This is a genomic window from Streptomyces sp. NPDC015127, assembly GCF_043080095.1.
Classification (GTDB): Bacteria; Actinomycetota; Actinomycetes; order Streptomycetales; family Streptomycetaceae; genus Streptomyces.
Genome location: NZ_JBIBVE010000024.1, coordinates 48567 through 65737, shown reverse-complemented (window position 1 = coordinate 65737; position 17171 = coordinate 48567). Strand labels below are relative to the sequence as shown.

The following is a 17171-nucleotide window of genomic DNA, read 5'->3' as shown; positions in this document are numbered from 1 at the left end:
CTTGCGTTTCCGACTCTATCAGATCTTTCCGACCCGATTTCCTCGGTGCTTTCCAGTTCTTCGCTTTCGCGCTTCCCTTTCCGGCGGCTCCGACTTTATCAGAGATTCTGAGTCGGAATTCCCGCCCCCCGGGCACCGGTTCCGCACATGACTGTGCGTGGTTCCCGTTCAAGCGGAGATGTAAACGTACTGGAGCGGGGCGCCCCGATGCAAATCGGGGGCCCCGCTCCGGAGTGACGATGTGCCTCGGCGTCAGACCTCGACGACGACGGGCAGGATCATCGGGCGCCGGCGGTAGGTGTCGGACACCCACTTGCCGACCGACCGGCGGACGAGTTGCTGCAGTTGGTGGGGCTCGGCGACGCCGTCGGACGCCGCCTTGGCGATCGCCTCCTCGATCTTCGGCGCCACCGCGGTGAACACCGAGTCGTCGATGCCGGAGCCCCGCGCGTGGATGTTGGGGCCGCCCACGACCTTGCCCGTCGTGCTGTCGACGACGACGAAGACCGAGATGATGCCCTCCTCGCCGAGGATGCGGCGGTCCTTGAGCGCCGGCTCCCCGACGTCGCCGACCGACAGACCGTCCACGTACACATAGCCGGCCTGGACCTTGCCGACGATCTTGGCCTTGCCGTCGATCAGGTCGACGACCACGCCGTCCTCAGCGATGACGATGTGGTCCTTCGGGACACCCGTCAGCGCGCCGAGCTCGGCGTTGGCGCGCAGGTGGCGCCACTCCCCGTGGACGGGCATCAGGTTCTTCGGCTTGCAGATGTTGTAGAAGTACAGCAGCTCGCCTGCCGAGGCGTGGCCCGAGACGTGGACCTTGGCATTGCCCTTGTGGACCACGTTCGCGCCCCACCGGCTCAGGCCGTTGATCACGCGGTAGACCGCGTTCTCATTGCCCGGGATGAGCGAGGAGGCCAGGATCACCGTGTCGCCCTGGACGATGCGGATCTGGTGGTCACGGTTGGCCATCCGGGACAGCGCCGCCATCGGCTCGCCCTGGGAACCGGTGCAGACGAGGACGACCTCGTGGTCGGGCAGGTCGTCGAGCGTCTTGACGTCCACGACGAGCCCGGCCGGGACCCGGAGGTAGCCCAGGTCGCGGGCGATGCCCATGTTGCGGACCATCGAGCGGCCGACGAAGGCCACCCGGCGTCCGTACTCGTGCGCCGCGTCGAGGATCTGCTGGATGCGGTGGACGTGGCTCGCGAAGCTCGCCACGATGATCCGCTTCTGGGCGTTCGCGAAGACCGTGCGCAGGACGTTCGAGATGTCGCGCTCGGGCGGGACGAAGCCCGGGACCTCGGCGTTCGTCGAGTCCGACAGCAGGAGGTCGATGCCCTCCTCGCTGAGCCGCGCGAAGGCGTGCAGGTCGGTGAGACGCCGGTCGAGCGGCAGCTGGTCCATCTTGAAGTCGCCGGTGTGAACGGCCATGCCCGCAGGGGTGCGGATGGCGACGGCCAGGGCGTCGGGGATGGAGTGGTTGACCGCGATGAATTCGCAGTCGAAGGGGCCGATGCGCTCTCGGTTGCCCTCGGCCACCTCGAGTGTGTACGGGCGGATCCGGTGCTCCTGGAGCTTGGCCTCGATCAGGGCGAGGGTCAGCTTGGAGCCGATCAGCGGGATGTCCGGCTTCAGCCGGAGGAGGTACGGGACACCGCCGATGTGGTCCTCGTGGCCGTGCGTGAGCACGATGCCTTCGACGTCGTCGAGGCGGTCCCGGATGGTGGTGAAGTCCGGGAGGATCAGGTCGATCCCGGGCTGCTCCTCCTCGGGGAAGAGGACGCCGCAGTCGACGATGAGCAGCCGGCCGTCGTATTCGAAGACCGTCATGTTGCGGCCGATCTCGCCGAGGCCGCCGAGGGGCGTGACGCGCAGGCCGCCCTTGGGCAGCTTCGGGGGCGCGCCGAGTTCAGGATGCGGATGACTCAAAAGACTCTCCTCACCATGTACGCCACGCGCCCGCTGGGCACGTGGCGTACATGACATTCATGCCACTTGCTGGTGTATGTGTTCCGGCCGGTCCGATCGGGGTCGTGGCTCACCGATTCCGCGGGTGTGTCGACCTCATCGATCACGTCGGCCGGTTCTTCGTCTATTCAGTTGTGAAGTCTGTTCAGACCTGTACCCCGCCGGCGGCCAGGTCGATCTTGAGCTGTGCGGTTTCCTCCGGGGAGAGCTCCACGAGCGGGAGCCGCAGCGGGCCGGCGGGCAGGCCCTGGAGGGTCAGGGCCGCCTTGGTGGTGATCACGCCCTGGGTACGGAACATCCCGGTGAACACCGGGAGCAGCTTCTGGTGGATCTCCGTCGCCTTCTCGACGTCGCCGCCGCGGTGGGCGTCGAGAAGGGCGCGCAGCTCCGGGGTGACGACATGGCCGACCACGGAGACGAAACCGACCGCGCCGACGGACAGGAGCGGCAGGTTGAGCATGTCGTCGCCCGAGTACCAGGCGAGGCCGCTGCGGGCGATGGCCCAGCTGGCGCGGCCGAGGTCGCCCTTGGCGTCCTTGTTGGCGACGATGCGCGGGTGCGCGGCGAGGCGGACGATCGTCTCGGTGTCGATCGGTACGCCACTGCGGCCCGGGATGTCGTACAGCATGACGGGCAGTTCCGTCGCGTCGGCGATGGCCGAGAAGTGACGGTACAGGCCCTCTTGCGGAGGCTTGTTGTAGTACGGCGTGACGGCGAGCAGGCCGTGTGCGCCGGCGCGCTCGGCGGCGCGGGCGAGCTCGATGGAGTGGCGGGTGTCGTTGGTCCCGATTCCGGCGACGACGTGGGCGCGGTCTCCGACCGCCTCCAGCACGGCCCGTACGAGCTGATCTTTTTCCGCGTCGCTGGTGGTGGGCGACTCGCCGGTGGTGCCATTGACGACCAGGCCGTCGTTGCCTGCGTCCACCAGATGGGCGGCCAGCCGCTGGGCGCCTGCGAGGTCAAGTGCGCCGTCCGCCGTGAAAGGCGTGACCATGGCGGTGAGGACCCGCCCGAAGGGGGTCTGCGGAGTGGAGATCGGAGCCATGGGTAACACGCTACTCGTTGCTCAGCGCCCGGTGTCCCCTCGGGGCACGTGACGTACGACGTGGCATGGGGAACCCGGCACTGCCTGCTCGGGGGTTCAAGCAGTGCCGGGTCCGTTTGATCAGCCTAGATGAACTTCGCGAAACGCCGCAATACGGACACCTCGCCAGACTGACCGCACATCTGTGCCCCGTAGCTGCGGTCAGGGAGCGACACGCCCGTTGGCATTGAAGGCGGCGTATGTGAGGGGCATGAGCTTGGCCCAGTGCTGCTCCATCTTCTCGCCGACCATTTCGATCTCGCGCTGCGGGAAGGACGGGACCTTCGCGTCGTCGTGCTGGGTGCGCAGTCCGAGGAAATGCATGAGCGAGCGCGCATTGCACGTGGCGTACATCGAGGAGTACAGACCGACGGGCAGGACCGCGCGGGCGACCTCGCGCGCCACGCCCGCGTCGAGCATCTCCTGATACGCCTCGTACGCGTGGAGATACGCGTCCGACATGACCCGGCCGGTGAGCTCCTGCTGCGCCTGGGTGCCCTCCACGAACACGTACTTCCCGGGGCGGCCCTCCTGGACGAGCTTGCGCTCCTCGTCCGGGATGTAGAAGACGGGCTCCAGGCGCCGGTAGCGGCCGGACTCCTCGTTGTACGACCAGCCGACGCGGTGGCGCATGAACTCGCGGAAGACGAAGATCGGGGCGCTGATGAAGAAGGTCATCGAGTTGTGCTCGAAGGGGCTGCCGTGGCGGTCCCTCATCAGGTAGTTGATGAGGCCCTTGGAGCGCTCGGGGTCCTTGGAGAGCTCGTCGAGGGACTGCTCGCCCGCGGTGGAGACGCGGGCGGCCCACAGCACGTCGGAGTCACCGGCGGTGTGCTTCACCAGCTCTACCGTGACATCGCTGCGGAAGCTGGGCTTGACGTTCTCTGCGGGGGTCTCGCTCACCGGCGGGTCCTTCCAGTTGCATCGCTCGGGCGGCGCCCACTCTACGGCGCACCGCCGACAGCCGAGGAAACGCCGGGCGGGAGCGGTTCTGTGGTCGATTCAGCGGATTCGGGCACCGAATGACCGTGTTGCACGTCTATATGAGCAGCAGCTGTACGAGCAGCGGCAGCAGGCCATGAGTTCTTGAGGAGAGTTCCTGATGTTCCGGCGAGAAGCCGTCCCGTTCTCGTTCGTCGCCGAGGCCGACGCCTTCCGCAGCAACGTCGCTCCCCCGCCCCGGGAGCGGCCGAGCCGGTCGCAGCTGCTGGGACGGACGATGATCGGGCTCACCATCGTCGGTGGTCTCGTCGGCTCTCTGCTCCTCGGGATGCCCGCCCTGGAAAGCGGTCAGGCGCCCACCCACTCGCAGAAGTCCGAGGCGTCGGAAGGCCGGTGACCTTCGGGTGACGGGCCGGCGTGGACGGCCACCCCCATGGACCCCCGGGGGTGGTCGTCCCCCGACCGCCTCGGTAGCCTCACCGGGCACAGCCCAACCGAGTGTGCTGGTGAGTGAGGATCCGTCGTGCCCCTGCCCTTCCTGACGGCCGACCGTGCTTTCGACGCGCAAGCGGACGACGCCGCGCTGCCCTTCGACGACCACGACCGCTGGCGGCGTCCCTACCGCCCGGGTCCCTGGCGCGTCGGTGCCGCGGCACTGCTGCTGTTGTTCGCCTCGTTCGTGCTCATCGCCGGGATGATCGTCGCGATCGCGGGCGCCCTGTCCGGGACGGCCGTGTGCATGCTCCTGGGTTCCGCCGTGATCGTCGCCGCGCTGCGGCTGGTGCGCATGGGCACGTGGGTGAGCCGCCACGGGGTGCGTCGTGTGGCGCTCTTGTCCACCACCACGGTCCCGTGGAACCGCACCACCGGGCTGCGGACGGTGCAGCAGCCGGTGCGTTGGCTCGGGATGCCCCGGACCGTGCAGGGTCAGGCGCTGATACTCGAACAGCAGGGCGGCGAGCAGCTGGCCCTGCTCACCGACCACAACGGGGACTTCCTGTCGCGTCTGGAGGCGTTCGACCGGGCCACGGACAGCATCGAGGCCTGGGGCGCCGAGTACCGGACCCGCTGACGGCGACGACGGGCTGCCGCGCCGCAGCAGCGCGGGCCGTCAGCCGGTGACGGGCCTGCCGTCGTGCCCGGCGGCCGTCAGTCGGGGACGGGCCTGCCGTCGTGCAGGGCGATCGCGCGCTGCATCGCCTTGCGGGCGCGCGGGGTGTCACGAGCGTCGTGGTACGCGACGGCGAGACGGAACCAGCAGCGCCAGTCGTCCGGTGCGTCCTCCGTCTCCGCCCGTCGCCTGGCGAACACCTCGTCGGCGGAGTCGCGGTCGATACGGCCCCCGGGCGTACGGACCAGCTCGTCGACCGGCAGGCCGCCCTCGGCGTCCAGCTCGGCCGCGAGCCGGTTGGCCCTGGTGACGAACTGGGTGTTCTTCCCCAGGAACCACAGGCCGATCACCGGCAGGATCAGCACCGCGACACCGAAGGTGACGGTGAGCGCGGTGCCCTGCCGGATCAGCATCAGGCCCCGGCTGCCGACCAGGACGAAGTAGACGACCAGGACGGCTGCCGTGACGAAGTACGTGATCTTTGCGCGCATGCGAGGTACCGGTCAGCCCAGGTCGAGGAAGTTTTCCAGCCCGAAGGTGAGGCCGGGGGCGGACACCACGCGGCGGACGCCGAGCAGGATGCCGGGCATGAAGCTGCTGTGGTGCAGGGAGTCGTGCCGGATGGTCAGCGTCTCGCCCTCGCCGCCGAGCAGCACCTCCTGGTGGGCGAGGAGGCCGCGCAGGCGGATCGCGTGCACCGGGACGCCGTCGACGTCGGCGCCGCGGGCGCCGTCGAGGGCAGTGACGGTGGCGTCGGGCTGCGGCGCGCAGCCGGCCTCGGCGCGGGCCGCGGCAATCAGCTGGGCGGTGCGGGTGGCGGTGCCGGAGGGGGCGTCGGCCTTGTTCGGGTGGTGCAGCTCGACGACCTCGACGGACTCGAAGTAACGCGCCGCCTGCTGGGCGAACTTCATGGTGAGCACCGCGCCGATGGAGAAGTTGGGTGCGATGAGCACGCCGGTCTCCGGGGAGGCGGCGAGCGAGGTGTTCAGCTGCGCGAGGCGTTCGTCGGTCCAGCCGGTGGTGCCGACGACCGCGTGCATGCCGTGGCGTACGCAGAAGTCGAGGTTGCCCATCACCGATGCGGGCGTGGTCAGTTCGACCACGACCTGAGTGCCGGATTCCACGAGGGTCTCCAGCTTGTCGCCGCGGCCGAGGGCCGCGACCAGCTCCATGTCGTCGGCGGCCTCGACGGCCCGTACCGCCTCGGAGCCGATACGGCCCTTGGCACCGAGAACAGCCACGCGCAGCTTGCTCATTGCACTCTTCCTTCAGGGGGTTACGAGACCGCTTCGTGCAGGCGGTCCGCCTGCTTGTCCTTGAGCGGGCCGATGACCGACAGCGACGGGCGTTGCCCCAGGATGTCACCGGCCACCGCCCGCACCTCGTCGGGGGTCACGGCCGATATCCGCGCCAGCATCTCGTCCACCGACATCTGGGAGCCCCAGCACAGCTCGCTCTTGCCGATGCGGTTCATCAGCGCGCCGGTGTCCTCCAGGCCGAGGACCGTGGAGCCGGCGAGCTGCCCGATGGCACGGCCGATCTCCTCGTCGGACAGGCCCTCCGCCGCGACCCGGTCGAGTTCGTCCCGGCAGATCTTGAGGACGTCGTGGACCTGGCTGGGCCGGCAGCCCGCGTACACGCCGAACAGTCCCGTGTCGGCGAAGCCCGAGGTGTACGAGTACACGCTGTAGGCCAGGCCGCGCTTCTCGCGGACCTCCTGGAAGAGGCGCGAGGACATGCCACCGCCGAGGGCGGTGTTCAGGACGCCGAGGGCCCAGCGGCGGTCGTCGGTGCGGGCGAGGCCCGGCATGCCGAGGACGACGTGCGCCTGCTCGGTCCTGCGGTTCAGGTGCTCGACCCGTCCGGCGGTGCGCAGGGCGCGGCTTCCGTCGCGGGGCGGTGTGGGGACGGCGTCCGTACGGGAGAGGGCGCCGGCCCGTTCGAAGGCCTGGCGGACCTGGCGTACGACCGTGGCGTGGTCGATGTTGCCCGCGGCGGCGACGATCAGGTGGGTCGGGTCGTAGTGCTTCTTGTAGAAGCGCCGGATGCGGTCCGCCGTGAGCGCGTTGACGGTGTCGACGGTGCCGAGGACCGGCCGGCCGAGCGGGGAGTCACCGAACATGGTGTGCGCGAACAGGTCGTGCACGCAGTCGCCCGGGTCGTCCTCTGTCATCGCGATCTCTTCGAGGATCGCGCCGCGCTCGACGTTCACATCCTCTTCGAGGATCAGCGACCCGGTGAGCATGTCGCAGACGACGTCGATGGCGAGCGGCAGGTCGGTGTCGAGCACCCGCGCGTAGTAGCAGGTGTACTCCTTGGCCGTGAAGGCGTTCATCTCGCCGCCCACCGCGTCGACGGCGGCGGAGATGTCGAGGGCGGAGCGCCGGCTCGTGCCCTTGAAGAGGAGGTGCTCGAGGTAGTGGGTGGCGCCGCCGAGCGAGGGCGTCTCGTCGCGGGAGCCCACGTTCGCCCAGATCCCGAAGGTGGCGGAGCGTACGGACGGCAGCGTCTCGGTAACGATGCGCAGACCGCCCGGCAGGGTGGTGCGCCGGACGGTACCGATGCCGTCCCTGCCCTTGAGCAGCGTTTGGGTACGGGCGACGGCCCGCGCCTCCGAGGAGGTGCGGGCCGTCGTCCTGGAACTACGGGACGTCACTTGTCGGTGTCGTCCTTGTCCGAGCCCGCGGCGGAGCCGCTGTCGGACGCAGCCTCCTCGCCCTCGACCACGGGGATCAGGGAGAGCTTGCCGCGGGAGTCGATCTCGGCGATCTCGACCTGGACCTTGGAGCCCACGGCGAGGACGTCCTCGACGTTCTCCACGCGCTTGCCGCCGGCGAGCTTGCGGATCTGCGAGATGTGCAGCAGGCCGTCCTTGCCCGGGAGCAGGGACACGAACGCACCGAAGGTGGTCGTCTTGACGACGGTACCCAGGTAGCGCTCGCCGACCTCCGGCATGGTCGGGTTGGCGATGCCGTTGATCGTGGCGCGGGCGGCCTCGGCGGCCGGGCCGTCGGCGGCACCGATGTAGATGGTGCCGTCGTCCTCGATCGTGATCTCGGCGCCGGTGTCCTCCTGGATCTGGTTGATCATCTTGCCCTTGGGGCCGATGACCTCGCCGATCTTGTCCACGGGGATCTTGACGGTGATGATCCGCGGGGCGTTCGGGGACATCTCGTCCGGGGTGTCGATCGCTTCCATCATCACGTCGAGGATGTGGAGGCGGGCGTCACGGGCCTGCTTGAGGGCCGCGGCCAGGACGGAGGCCGGGATGCCGTCCAGCTTGGTGTCGAGCTGGAGGGCGGTGACGAACTCCTTGGTGCCGGCGACCTTGAAGTCCATGTCACCGAAGGCGTCCTCCGCACCGAGGATGTCGGTGAGGGTGACGTAGTGCGTCTCGCCGTCGATCTCCTGGGAGATCAGACCCATGGCAATACCGGCGACGGGGGCCTTCAGCGGCACACCGGCGTTCAGCAGCGACATGGTGGAGGCGCAGACCGAGCCCATGGACGTCGAGCCGTTGGAGCCGAGGGCCTCGGACACCTGGCGGATCGCGTACGGGAACTCCTCGCGCGTCGGCAGCACCGGCACGAGAGCGCGCTCGGCGAGCGCGCCGTGGCCGATCTCGCGGCGCTTCGGGGAACCGACGCGGCCGGTCTCACCGGTGGAGTACGGCGGGAAGTTGTAGTTGTGCATGTAGCGCTTGCGGGTCACCGGGGAGAGGGTGTCCAGCTGCTGCTCCATGCGGAGCATGTTGAGGGTGGTGACGCCCAGGATCTGGGTCTCGCCACGCTCGAACAGCGCCGAGCCGTGCACGCGCGGGATGGCCTCGACCTCGGCGGCGAGCGTACGGATGTCCGTGACGCCACGGCCGTCGATGCGGACCTTGTCCTTGATGACGCGCTCGCGCACCAGGGACTTGGTCAGCGAACGGTAGGCGGCCGAGATCTCCTTCTCGCGGCCCTCGAAGGCCGGGAGCAGCTTCTCGGCGGCGACGGCCTTCACGCGGTCCAGCTCGGTCTCGCGCTCCTGCTTGCCGGCGATGGTGAGCGCCTGGGCCAGCTCGTCCTTGACCGCGTCGGACAGGGCGGCGTAGACGTCGTCCTCGTAGTCGAGGAAGACCGGGAACTCGCCCTCGGGCTTGGCGGCCTTGGCGGCGAGGTCCGACTGCGCCTTGCACAGGACCTTGATGAAGGGCTTCGCGGCGTCGAGGCCGGCGGCGACGATCTCCTCGGTCGGCGCCTCGGCGCCGCCCTTGACGAGCTCGATCGTCTTCTCGGTGGCCTCGGCCTCGACCATCATGATCGCGACGTCGCCGTCCTCCAGGACGCGGCCGGCAACCACCATGTCGAAGACCGCGTCCTCGAGCTCGGTGTGCGTCGGGAACGCGACCCACTGGCCCTTGATCAGCGCGACACGGGTGCCGCCGATGGGGCCGGAGAAGGGCAGGCCGGCCAGCTGCGTGGAGCAGGAGGCGGCGTTGATCGCGATCACGTCGTAGAGGTGATCGGGGTTGAGCGCCATGATCGTCTCGACGATCTGGATCTCGTTGCGCAGGCCCTTCTTGAAGGACGGGCGCAGCGGTCGGTCGATCAGGCGGCAGGTGAGGATGGCGTCCTCGGAGGGCCGGCCCTCCCGGCGGAAGAAGGAGCCGGGGATCTTGCCGGCCGAGTACATCCGCTCCTCGACGTCCACCGTGAGGGGGAAGAAGTCGAGCTGGTCCTTGGGCTTCTTGGAAGCGGTGGTGGCCGACAGCACCATGGTGTCGTCGTCCAGGTACGCCACGGCGGAACCGGCGGCCTGCTTGGCCAGGCGGCCCGTCTCGAAGCGGATGGTGCGGGTGCCGAATACGCCGTTGTCGATGACGGCCTCGGCGTAGTGGGTCTCGTTCTCCACTAGCGATTTCTCCTACGTATCGTCTTTTCGCCCCGTCACCCGTGTGGTGGCGGAACGGTGGCGGAGAAGCACGCCTTGTGTGCGGGCCGGTCTTCGATCGAAGCACCCGGGATGTGTCCGGGGGCCACTACCGAGGACCGGCGGCGAGGAGGCGTTCTTTCCGCGCGGATGGGTGTATGGCGTTGTGCGACCAGACTAATTGCCGTCCGGTCCGTCGCGCACGTACAGCGCGACGACAGCCGCGCGTACAGCAAAGGGAGCGGCCCCCTGTCGGTGGGAACCGCTCCCTTCACGGCGTCTTACTTGGCGCCGGCCGCACCACGGCGGATGCCGAGCCGGTCGACCAGCGTACGGAAGCGCTGGATGTCCTTCTTGGCCAGGTACTGCAGCAGACGGCGGCGCTGACCGACGAGGATGAGCAGACCACGACGGGAGTGGTGGTCGTGCTTGTGCGTCTTGAGGTGCTCGGTCAGGTCCGAGATGCGGCGGGAGAGCATCGCGACCTGGACCTCGGGGGAGCCGGTGTCGCCCTCCTTGGTGCCGAACTCGGCGATGATCTGCTTCTTCGTAGCGGCGTCGAGAGACACTCGGTACTCCTCTGGGTGTTCGATGCGCCCACGAGTGCCCCTGGTCTTGGTCTCAGGGGAGCTTCCGTGACTCGGAGGCGAAGGTCCGATGAGCGCTGCTCCAGAGTCCGAGAGGGGCTCCGGGGTTCGCGTACACAAACGGCCGTTACACAGCGTACCAGGGTCCTCAGGACGTCAGCGCCCGGATGGAGTGGTAGACGTCGAAGACGGCCAGGCACAGCGGCACGAGCGTGAGCAGCACAAACGTCTCGGCGACCTCCAGGAAGCGGCCCCAGAACGGCGTGACGCCCTTGCGCGGCACGATCAGGCCGATGGCCGTGATCAGCGCGGCGACTCCGGCGATCGCGGCGGCGAGCCAGATCGTACGGATGTCCAGTGCGGTGCCGTCGCCCCTGAGCGCGTCACGGAAGAGGTCGGTGGGCGGGTTCAGGGACAGGCCGAGCCCGAGCAGTACGAGAGCGCCGAGACCGGCCGCGAGCGCGCAGCCGACCTGCGCGGTGTAGCGGAAGAGGTGGGCGCGCATCAGCATGGCGACGCCGGTGGCGAGTGCCAGCAGCTGTCCCCACACGTTGTCCGAGAAGCCGAGCACGGCAGCGGCACCGACGGCGACCAGCGCGCAGCCGCCGACGAGGCCGACGAGCAGTTCGTGCCCTCGGCGGGCCTGGGCGGCGATACGGGCGGCGTCGACCGGGCCCTGCGGCTCCGGGTCGGCGTCGTAGCCCCCGACACTGGTCCGCGGCGGGTCGAAGCCGATCGGGAGCCGGGCGAACCTGGTGGACAGTCCCGGCAGGAAGGCGAGCGCGCCGACGGCGAGCGGGGCGCAGACCGCGGCGGTCTCTGCGGGCTTCAGCTCGGTCAGGATGGCGACGAAGGTCACGAGGAGGCCGACGATCGCGGCGAAGACGAAGGCGACGAACGGGCCGTCGCCGCCGGGGGCCACGATCGTGAGGATCACCGCGCACACGAGGACGGCGGCACAGGCCAGCAGGAACTGGAGCTTGCCCACGCCCTCGCCCTGGGCGAGGGGCAGCAGTCCGGCACCGGCGACACCCGCGTTCGCCATTGCACCGATGCCGAGCGCCACCGACGATCCGCGGTCGTCGTACACCCGGGCGCGGACGCCCGCGAGCGCCAGGAGCAGCACGCCGGTGATCCCGGCGAGGATGCCGGGCAGGCTGTGCATGTCGTGTCCGGGCTTGGCCGTCCACAGGGCGAAGGCGAGCAGGACGAGCAGGACCGAGCCTCCGAAGAGCCCGGCGCCGCGCATCAGGTCGTCGCTCCACAGGGTGCGGTCGCGGGCGACGGCGGATGCCACCGCGTCCGACACGTCGTCGAAGACCGCCGGCGGCAGCGACTCGGCGAAGGGCCGCAGCGACAGCAGCTCTCCGTCGAGAATGCGCTGGGCGGCGAGGGAACGGCCGCCGTCGAGCACCGTGCCGTCGCGGCGTACCAGGTGGTAGCCGACCGGGGCGCCCGGTGCCGGGCTCTGGCCCGACAGGCGGAGCACCTCCGGGTAGAGGTCGGCGACGGCGATGTCCTCGGGCAGGGCGACGTCGACGCGACCGTCCGGTGCCACGACCGTGACCCGGCAGAAGCCGGTGCCGCCGCTGGACACGGTCGTGGGAGCGGACTGACCGGCTCCGGTGGCCGTGGCTGGGGCCGTCATACTCACCTGCTGCTTCCCCTCGTGGTGATCCTGGCTAGCAAGCCTGACATTGCGCTCCGAATGACCCTTTTTTTGCGGAAGTTCATGGGCGCGCAAACACGTCGCGCCACCCTACCGCCCACCCGTGACTCCCCACGCAAGTAGGATCCCTCCCCGCGGATGGAACCCGTCGCCACGGGGGCGCCGATAGGAACATTTCCGTCCGGCAAGGGAATTGGTGAGCTGTGAGTCAGATCGTCGTCAAGCGCCCACCACGGGCCCTGCCGTCCGAAGTGCCCGGAGAGCAGGTGCAGCTGCAACCCCCGCCGGAGCTGCCCCGCGGGCAGCAGGAGGGTGCGCTGATGCAACTCCTGCCCATGCTCGGTATGGGCGGTTCGGTCGTATTCTTCTTCATGACGCCGAATCCGATCATGCGGATCATGGGCATGGTGATGATCGCCTCGACGGTGGCCATGGCCATCGCGATGCTCGTGCGCTACCGGCGCGGCACCCAGGGGCAGCTCGCGGACCTGCGGCGCGACTATCTCAAGTACCTGACCCAGACGCGCCGTACCGTACTCAGGACGGCGAAGCTGCAGCGTGACGCGCAGTACTACCTGCACCCGTCCCCGGAGCAGTTGTGGGCGCTCGTCGCCGAGGGAAGCCGGGTCTGGGAGCGCCGCGTCGCCGACGACGACTTCGCACAGGTGCGCATCGGGCTGGGCAGTCAGCAGCTCGCCACGCCGCTCATCGCTCCCGAGACCGCTCCCGTCGACGAGCTGGAGCCGCTCACAGCCGGCGCCATGCAGCAGTTCGTCAATGCGCACGGCACACTCGACGGCCTGCCGATGGCCGTGTCACTCCGGGCCTTCTACCACCTGACGGTGAGCGGCGATCCCGACTCCGTGCGCTCCGCCGCACGCGCCATGGTCGGCTCGCTCGCAGCGCTGCACTCCCCCGAGGACCTGGTCGTCGCCGTCGCGGCGAACACCAACGCCGCTCCGGAGTGGGAGTGGGCGAAGTGGCTTCCGCACGTCCAGGACACCGGCCCCGGCGACGGCGCGGGGACGCGGCGTCTCATCACCACGGACGCACGCGACCTGCAGGACATGCTCGCCACCCGTCTGGAGGGGCGCCCCCGCTTCCACGGCGGCAACCACCCGCTCCTGGACCAGCCCCACATCGTCGTCGTGCTCGACGGCCAGTCGGTCCCCCAGGCGTCGGCGCTCGCCGCCCCGGAGGGCCTTCAGGGCGTGACGATCATCGAGGTCGTACCGGGCGAGAACACGGGCGCCCGCGGCGGCCTGTCCGTGATCGTGCAACCCGACTCTCTGCAACTGGAGTCCGGCCACGGGCTGGTGTACGACGGAACCCCCGACCGTCTGAGCCTGGAGGCCGCCGAGGCCCTTGCCCGTCAGCTCGCTCCGCTGCGGATCGCGTCCGGCGGGGACGACGACGAACCGCTGCTCGCCAACCTCGAGTTCACCGACCTGCTGAACCTCGGCGACGCCGCCTCGGTCGACGTCAGCCGCACCTGGCGGCCGCGGTCGCAGTCCGAGCGGCTGCGCGTGCCGATCGGTGTCGGCGAGGACGGCAGCCCCGTCATGCTGGACCTCAAGGAGGCGGCGCAGGAGGGTATGGGCCCGCACGGTCTGTGCGTCGGCGCCACCGGTTCCGGCAAGTCGGAGCTGCTGCGCACGCTCGTTCTCGGCCTGGCCGTCACGCACTCCTCGGAGACCCTGAACTTCGTCCTCGCGGACTTCAAGGGCGGTGCCACGTTCGCCGGCATGTCCCAGATGCCCCACGTGGCGGCGGTGATCACCAACCTCGCTGACGACCTCACGCTGGTGGACCGCATGGGCGACTCCATCCGCGGTGAGCTCAACCGCCGCCAGGAGATGCTGCGCGACGCGGGCAACTACGCGAACATCCACGACTACGAGAAGGCCCGCGCGGCGGGAGCGCCGCTGCAGCCCATCCCGTCGCTCGTGCTGGTGATCGACGAGTTCAGCGAACTCCTCACCGCCAAGCCCGACTTCATCGAGATGTTCGTGCAGATCGGCCGTATCGGCCGGTCGCTCGGCGTCCACCTGCTGCTGGCCTCGCAGCGTCTGGAGGAGGGGCGTCTTCGCGGTCTGGAGACGTACCTGTCCTACCGGGTGGGTCTGCGCACCTTCTCCGCCGCCGAGTCGCGTGCCGCGATCGGCGTGCCCGACGCCTACACGCTGCCGAACGTCCCGGGCTCCGGGTACCTCAAGTACGGCACGGACGAGATGGTTCGCTTCAAGGCGGCCTACGTCTCCGGTGTGTACCGCTCCCACCAGCACGCGGCTGTGTCCAGCGGGCCGCTGCCCGTCGACCGCCGGCCGGTGCCCTTCACCGCCGCGCCGGTCCCCGTCCGTTACATCCAGCCGACCGCCCAGTCGACTGTCCCCGACGCCCGCACATCCGAGGACGACGCCCTGGCCGACTCGGTGCTCGACGTCATCGTCCGGCGTCTGGAGGGGCGCGGCGCCGAGGCGCACCAGGTGTGGCTGCCTCCGCTGGACAACCCGCCGCCGCTGGACGAGCTGCTGCCCGGCCTCGCCGGAGTGGAGGGCCGCGGTCTGACGCAGCCCGGCTACGAGGGGGCCGGCCGGCTCGTGGTCCCGCTGGGCGTGGTGGACAAGCCGTTCGAGCAGCGCCGCGACATCCTCTTCCGGGACTTCTCGGGAGCCGCGGGTCACATGCAGATCGTCGGCGGTCCGCAGTCGGGCAAGTCGACGCTGCTGCGCACGCTGATCTCCGCGTTCGCACTGACCCACACCCCGCAGGAGGTCCAGTTCTACGGACTCGACTTCGGTGGTGGCGGCATGTCCTCCATCTCGGGCCTGCCGCATGTCGGTGGTGTGGCCTCGCGTCTCGACCCCGAGCGGGTGCGGCGGACGGTGGCCGAGGTCTACGGCATCCTGTCGCGGCGCGAGGAGTACTTCCGCAGCGCGGGCATCGACTCCATCGCCACGTACCGCAGGCTGCGGGCCCGCGGCGAGATCTCGGTGACCGATCAGCCCTGGGGCGACGTCTTCCTCGTCATCGACGGGTGGGGCAACTTCCGCAGCGACTACGAGGGCCTGGAGTCCGCGGTGGTGGACATCGCCGCGCGCGGACTCGGCTACGGCATCCACGTGGTCCTGACGGCGTCCCGCTCCATGGAGGTCCGGTCCAACCTCAAGGACCTCCTGATGAACAGGCTGGAGCTGCGGCTCGGCGACACGATGGACTCCGAAGTGGACCGCAAGGCCGCGGTGAACGTCCCGTCGGGCGTGCCCGGCCGCGGTCTGACCCCGGAGGTCCTGCACTTCATGGCCGCCGTGCCCCGCATCGACGGCATCAGCTCCGACAGCGACCTGTCCGAGGCGACGGCTGCCATGACGCAGGAGGTCACCCGGCACTGGACGGCAGCCCCGGCCCCCGCCGTCCGTCTCCTGCCTCGTGAGCTGCAGGCCCAGAGCCTCCCGGCGGGTTACGCGGAACCGCAGCGCGGCGTGGCGTTCGCCATCGACGAGAACGCGCTGGAGCCGGTCTTCGTCAACTTCGACCGCGACCCGTTCTTCCTGATCTTCGGTGAGAGCGAGTCCGGCAAGTCCAACCTGCTGCGGCTGCTGATCAAGCAGCTGACGGAGCGGTACGACGGAGACTCCGCCAAGTTCTTCGTGATCGACAACCGCCGCGCGCTGCTGGACGTCACCCCGGCCAGCCACCTGGCCGAGTACGTCCCCATGTCGAACAACATGGACCACCATGTCGACGCGCTCGCCGACCTGATGCAGCGCCGTACCCCCTCGGCGGATGTCACGGCGCAGCAGCTGCGGGACCGCAGCTGGTGGCGCGGGCCTTCGGTGTACGTGGTCGTCGACGACTACGACCTCGTGTCGACGTCGAGCGGCAACCCGCTGGCGAAGCTAACGGAACTGCTGCCGTTCGCGCGGGACGTCGGTGTCCGCTTCATCATCGCCCGCAGCGCGGCGGGAGCGAGCCGGGCGGGATACGAGTCGTTCATGCAGCGGATGATGGAGCTGGGCGCTCAGGGCGTGCTGCTCTCCGGCGATCCGACGGAAGGCGACGTCCTCGGTGGCGTGCGGATGCGTCCGATGCCGGCGGGGCGGGGCGTCTTCGTCTCGCGGCAGCGGGGGAATCCGCTGGTGCAGACGGGCCTGATGCCGACGGACGTGCACGGATGATCGGGGCCGCCGTCTTCGCCGGGGTGTTCGCGGTGGCGTTCGTCGCCTTCGGCCTGTTCGTCGACCCCCGCAAGCTGTGGTGGCGCTTCCGGGCGCCGCACTACGACAACCCGGAACCGCACGAGCCGTCGGCGGCGTCGTTCATGTGGCGCCGGGTGGCGCTGGTGGCGGTGGGGCTGTTCCTGGGGTGGCAGGTGGTCAGCCTGCTGCGGCTGGCGGGCGTCTTCGAGACAGGACCGGATCACGCCGAGGTCTTGGACCGGGTGGAGAACGCGGCGCTGAACCTGGAGACGGAGGACGGCGAAGGGCGCCACAAGTGGGATTTCGGAGACGGCTCATGGGGCGCGTTCCTCGACCCACGACTCAAGGGTCCTGAGCGTGAGGATCCGGTCGCGTCGCTGGTCGAGGAGGACGAGGACTCCGGCGGCAACTGGGACTCCGAGGCGCGCAGGGAAGGCCTGGACGGATCGGAAGCCGACAACGAGCCGGACACCACGGGCCCGTTCGTGGAGCGGTACGAGATCGACGGCAGCATCTGCCTGACGGTGCACGCGGTTCCGCTGCCGGGGCAGTCCGAGAGGGATGCGGCGATCGACAACTTGATGTACGGCATCACCACGGATGTTGCAGACGCCCCTTGTACGTAGGCACAGCGCATCACATAGGTTCATGCGGAATTGAAGCGTCCACCGTGGTACGGGGGAAGGAGCCC

The 17171-nt window shown here is 69.4% G+C and carries 13 protein-coding genes; 4 read left to right on the top strand and 9 right to left on the bottom strand.

Annotated elements, in window-relative coordinates:
- Window positions 1-252 precede the first annotated feature (252 nt).
- From ACF08N_RS33360 to thyX, 3 genes are all read right to left on the bottom strand, one after another.
- Entirely contained in the window at window positions 253-1938 is a 1686-nt protein-coding gene (locus ACF08N_RS33360; protein WP_392328470.1) for a ribonuclease J, read from the bottom strand.
- A gap of 184 nt (window positions 1939-2122) precedes the next feature.
- Entirely contained in the window at window positions 2123-3022 is a 900-nt protein-coding gene (gene dapA / locus ACF08N_RS33355; protein WP_392328469.1) for a 4-hydroxy-tetrahydrodipicolinate synthase, read from the bottom strand.
- 201 nt (window positions 3023-3223) lie between these two features.
- On the bottom strand, window positions 3224-3964 hold the full coding sequence (gene thyX, locus ACF08N_RS33350) for an FAD-dependent thymidylate synthase (protein WP_392328468.1): 741 nt from the start codon (window positions 3962-3964) through the stop codon (window positions 3224-3226).
- A gap of 199 nt (window positions 3965-4163) precedes the next feature.
- On the opposite strand from thyX, the gene ACF08N_RS33345 reads away from it, so the two are divergent.
- Window positions 4164-4400 carry a hypothetical protein gene (locus ACF08N_RS33345; RefSeq protein ID WP_392328467.1) on the top strand — a complete coding sequence of 79 codons (237 nt, stop codon included), beginning with the start codon at window positions 4164-4166 and terminating at the stop codon, window positions 4398-4400.
- A gap of 126 nt (window positions 4401-4526) precedes the next feature.
- A complete protein-coding gene (locus ACF08N_RS33340; RefSeq protein WP_392328466.1) occupies window positions 4527-5075 on the top strand; it encodes a hypothetical protein in 549 nt (182 codons plus the stop codon).
- A gap of 77 nt (window positions 5076-5152) precedes the next feature.
- Here ACF08N_RS33340 and ACF08N_RS33335 read toward each other — a convergent pair whose 3' ends face one another.
- From ACF08N_RS33335 to eccD, 6 genes are all read right to left on the bottom strand, one after another.
- On the bottom strand, window positions 5153-5605 hold the full coding sequence (locus ACF08N_RS33335) for a hypothetical protein (RefSeq protein ID WP_392328465.1): 453 nt from the start codon (window positions 5603-5605) through the stop codon (window positions 5153-5155).
- A gap of 12 nt (window positions 5606-5617) precedes the next feature.
- Window positions 5618-6370, bottom strand: coding sequence for a 4-hydroxy-tetrahydrodipicolinate reductase (gene dapB, locus ACF08N_RS33330; RefSeq protein ID WP_392328464.1), 753 nt, complete (start codon window positions 6368-6370; stop codon window positions 5618-5620).
- 20 nt (window positions 6371-6390) lie between these two features.
- The gene (locus ACF08N_RS33325; protein WP_392328463.1) at window positions 6391-7770 is read right to left on the bottom strand and encodes a M16 family metallopeptidase; all 1380 of its coding nucleotides are present in this window, start codon (window positions 7768-7770) and stop codon (window positions 6391-6393) included.
- Window positions 7767-10007: a polyribonucleotide nucleotidyltransferase gene (locus ACF08N_RS33320; RefSeq protein WP_392328462.1), complete on the bottom strand. Its 2241-nt coding sequence runs from the start codon at window positions 10005-10007 to the stop codon at window positions 7767-7769. Before ACF08N_RS33320 ends, ACF08N_RS33325 begins: the two co-directional genes overlap by 4 nt.
- 299 nt (window positions 10008-10306) lie before the next feature.
- Window positions 10307-10594 (bottom strand): 30S ribosomal protein S15, encoded by a 288-nt coding sequence (rpsO, locus tag ACF08N_RS33315; RefSeq protein WP_030583699.1) that lies wholly within the window; start codon window positions 10592-10594, stop codon window positions 10307-10309.
- Window positions 10595-10760: 166 nt separating this feature from the next.
- Window positions 10761-12260, bottom strand: a complete 1500-nt coding sequence (eccD, locus tag ACF08N_RS33310) for a type VII secretion integral membrane protein EccD (protein WP_392328461.1) — start codon at window positions 12258-12260, stop codon at window positions 10761-10763.
- A 224-nt stretch (window positions 12261-12484) separates the two neighbouring features.
- Between eccD and eccCa the strand changes: the two genes are divergently transcribed.
- The gene (eccCa, locus tag ACF08N_RS33305) at window positions 12485-16459 is read left to right on the top strand and encodes a type VII secretion protein EccCa (protein WP_392328460.1); all 3975 of its coding nucleotides are present in this window, start codon (window positions 12485-12487) and stop codon (window positions 16457-16459) included.
- A complete protein-coding gene (locus ACF08N_RS33300) occupies window positions 16456-17106 on the top strand; it encodes a hypothetical protein (protein ID WP_392328459.1) in 651 nt (216 codons plus the stop codon). The genes eccCa and ACF08N_RS33300 overlap by 4 nt, the downstream gene beginning before the upstream one ends.
- Window positions 17107-17171 lie beyond the last annotated feature (65 nt).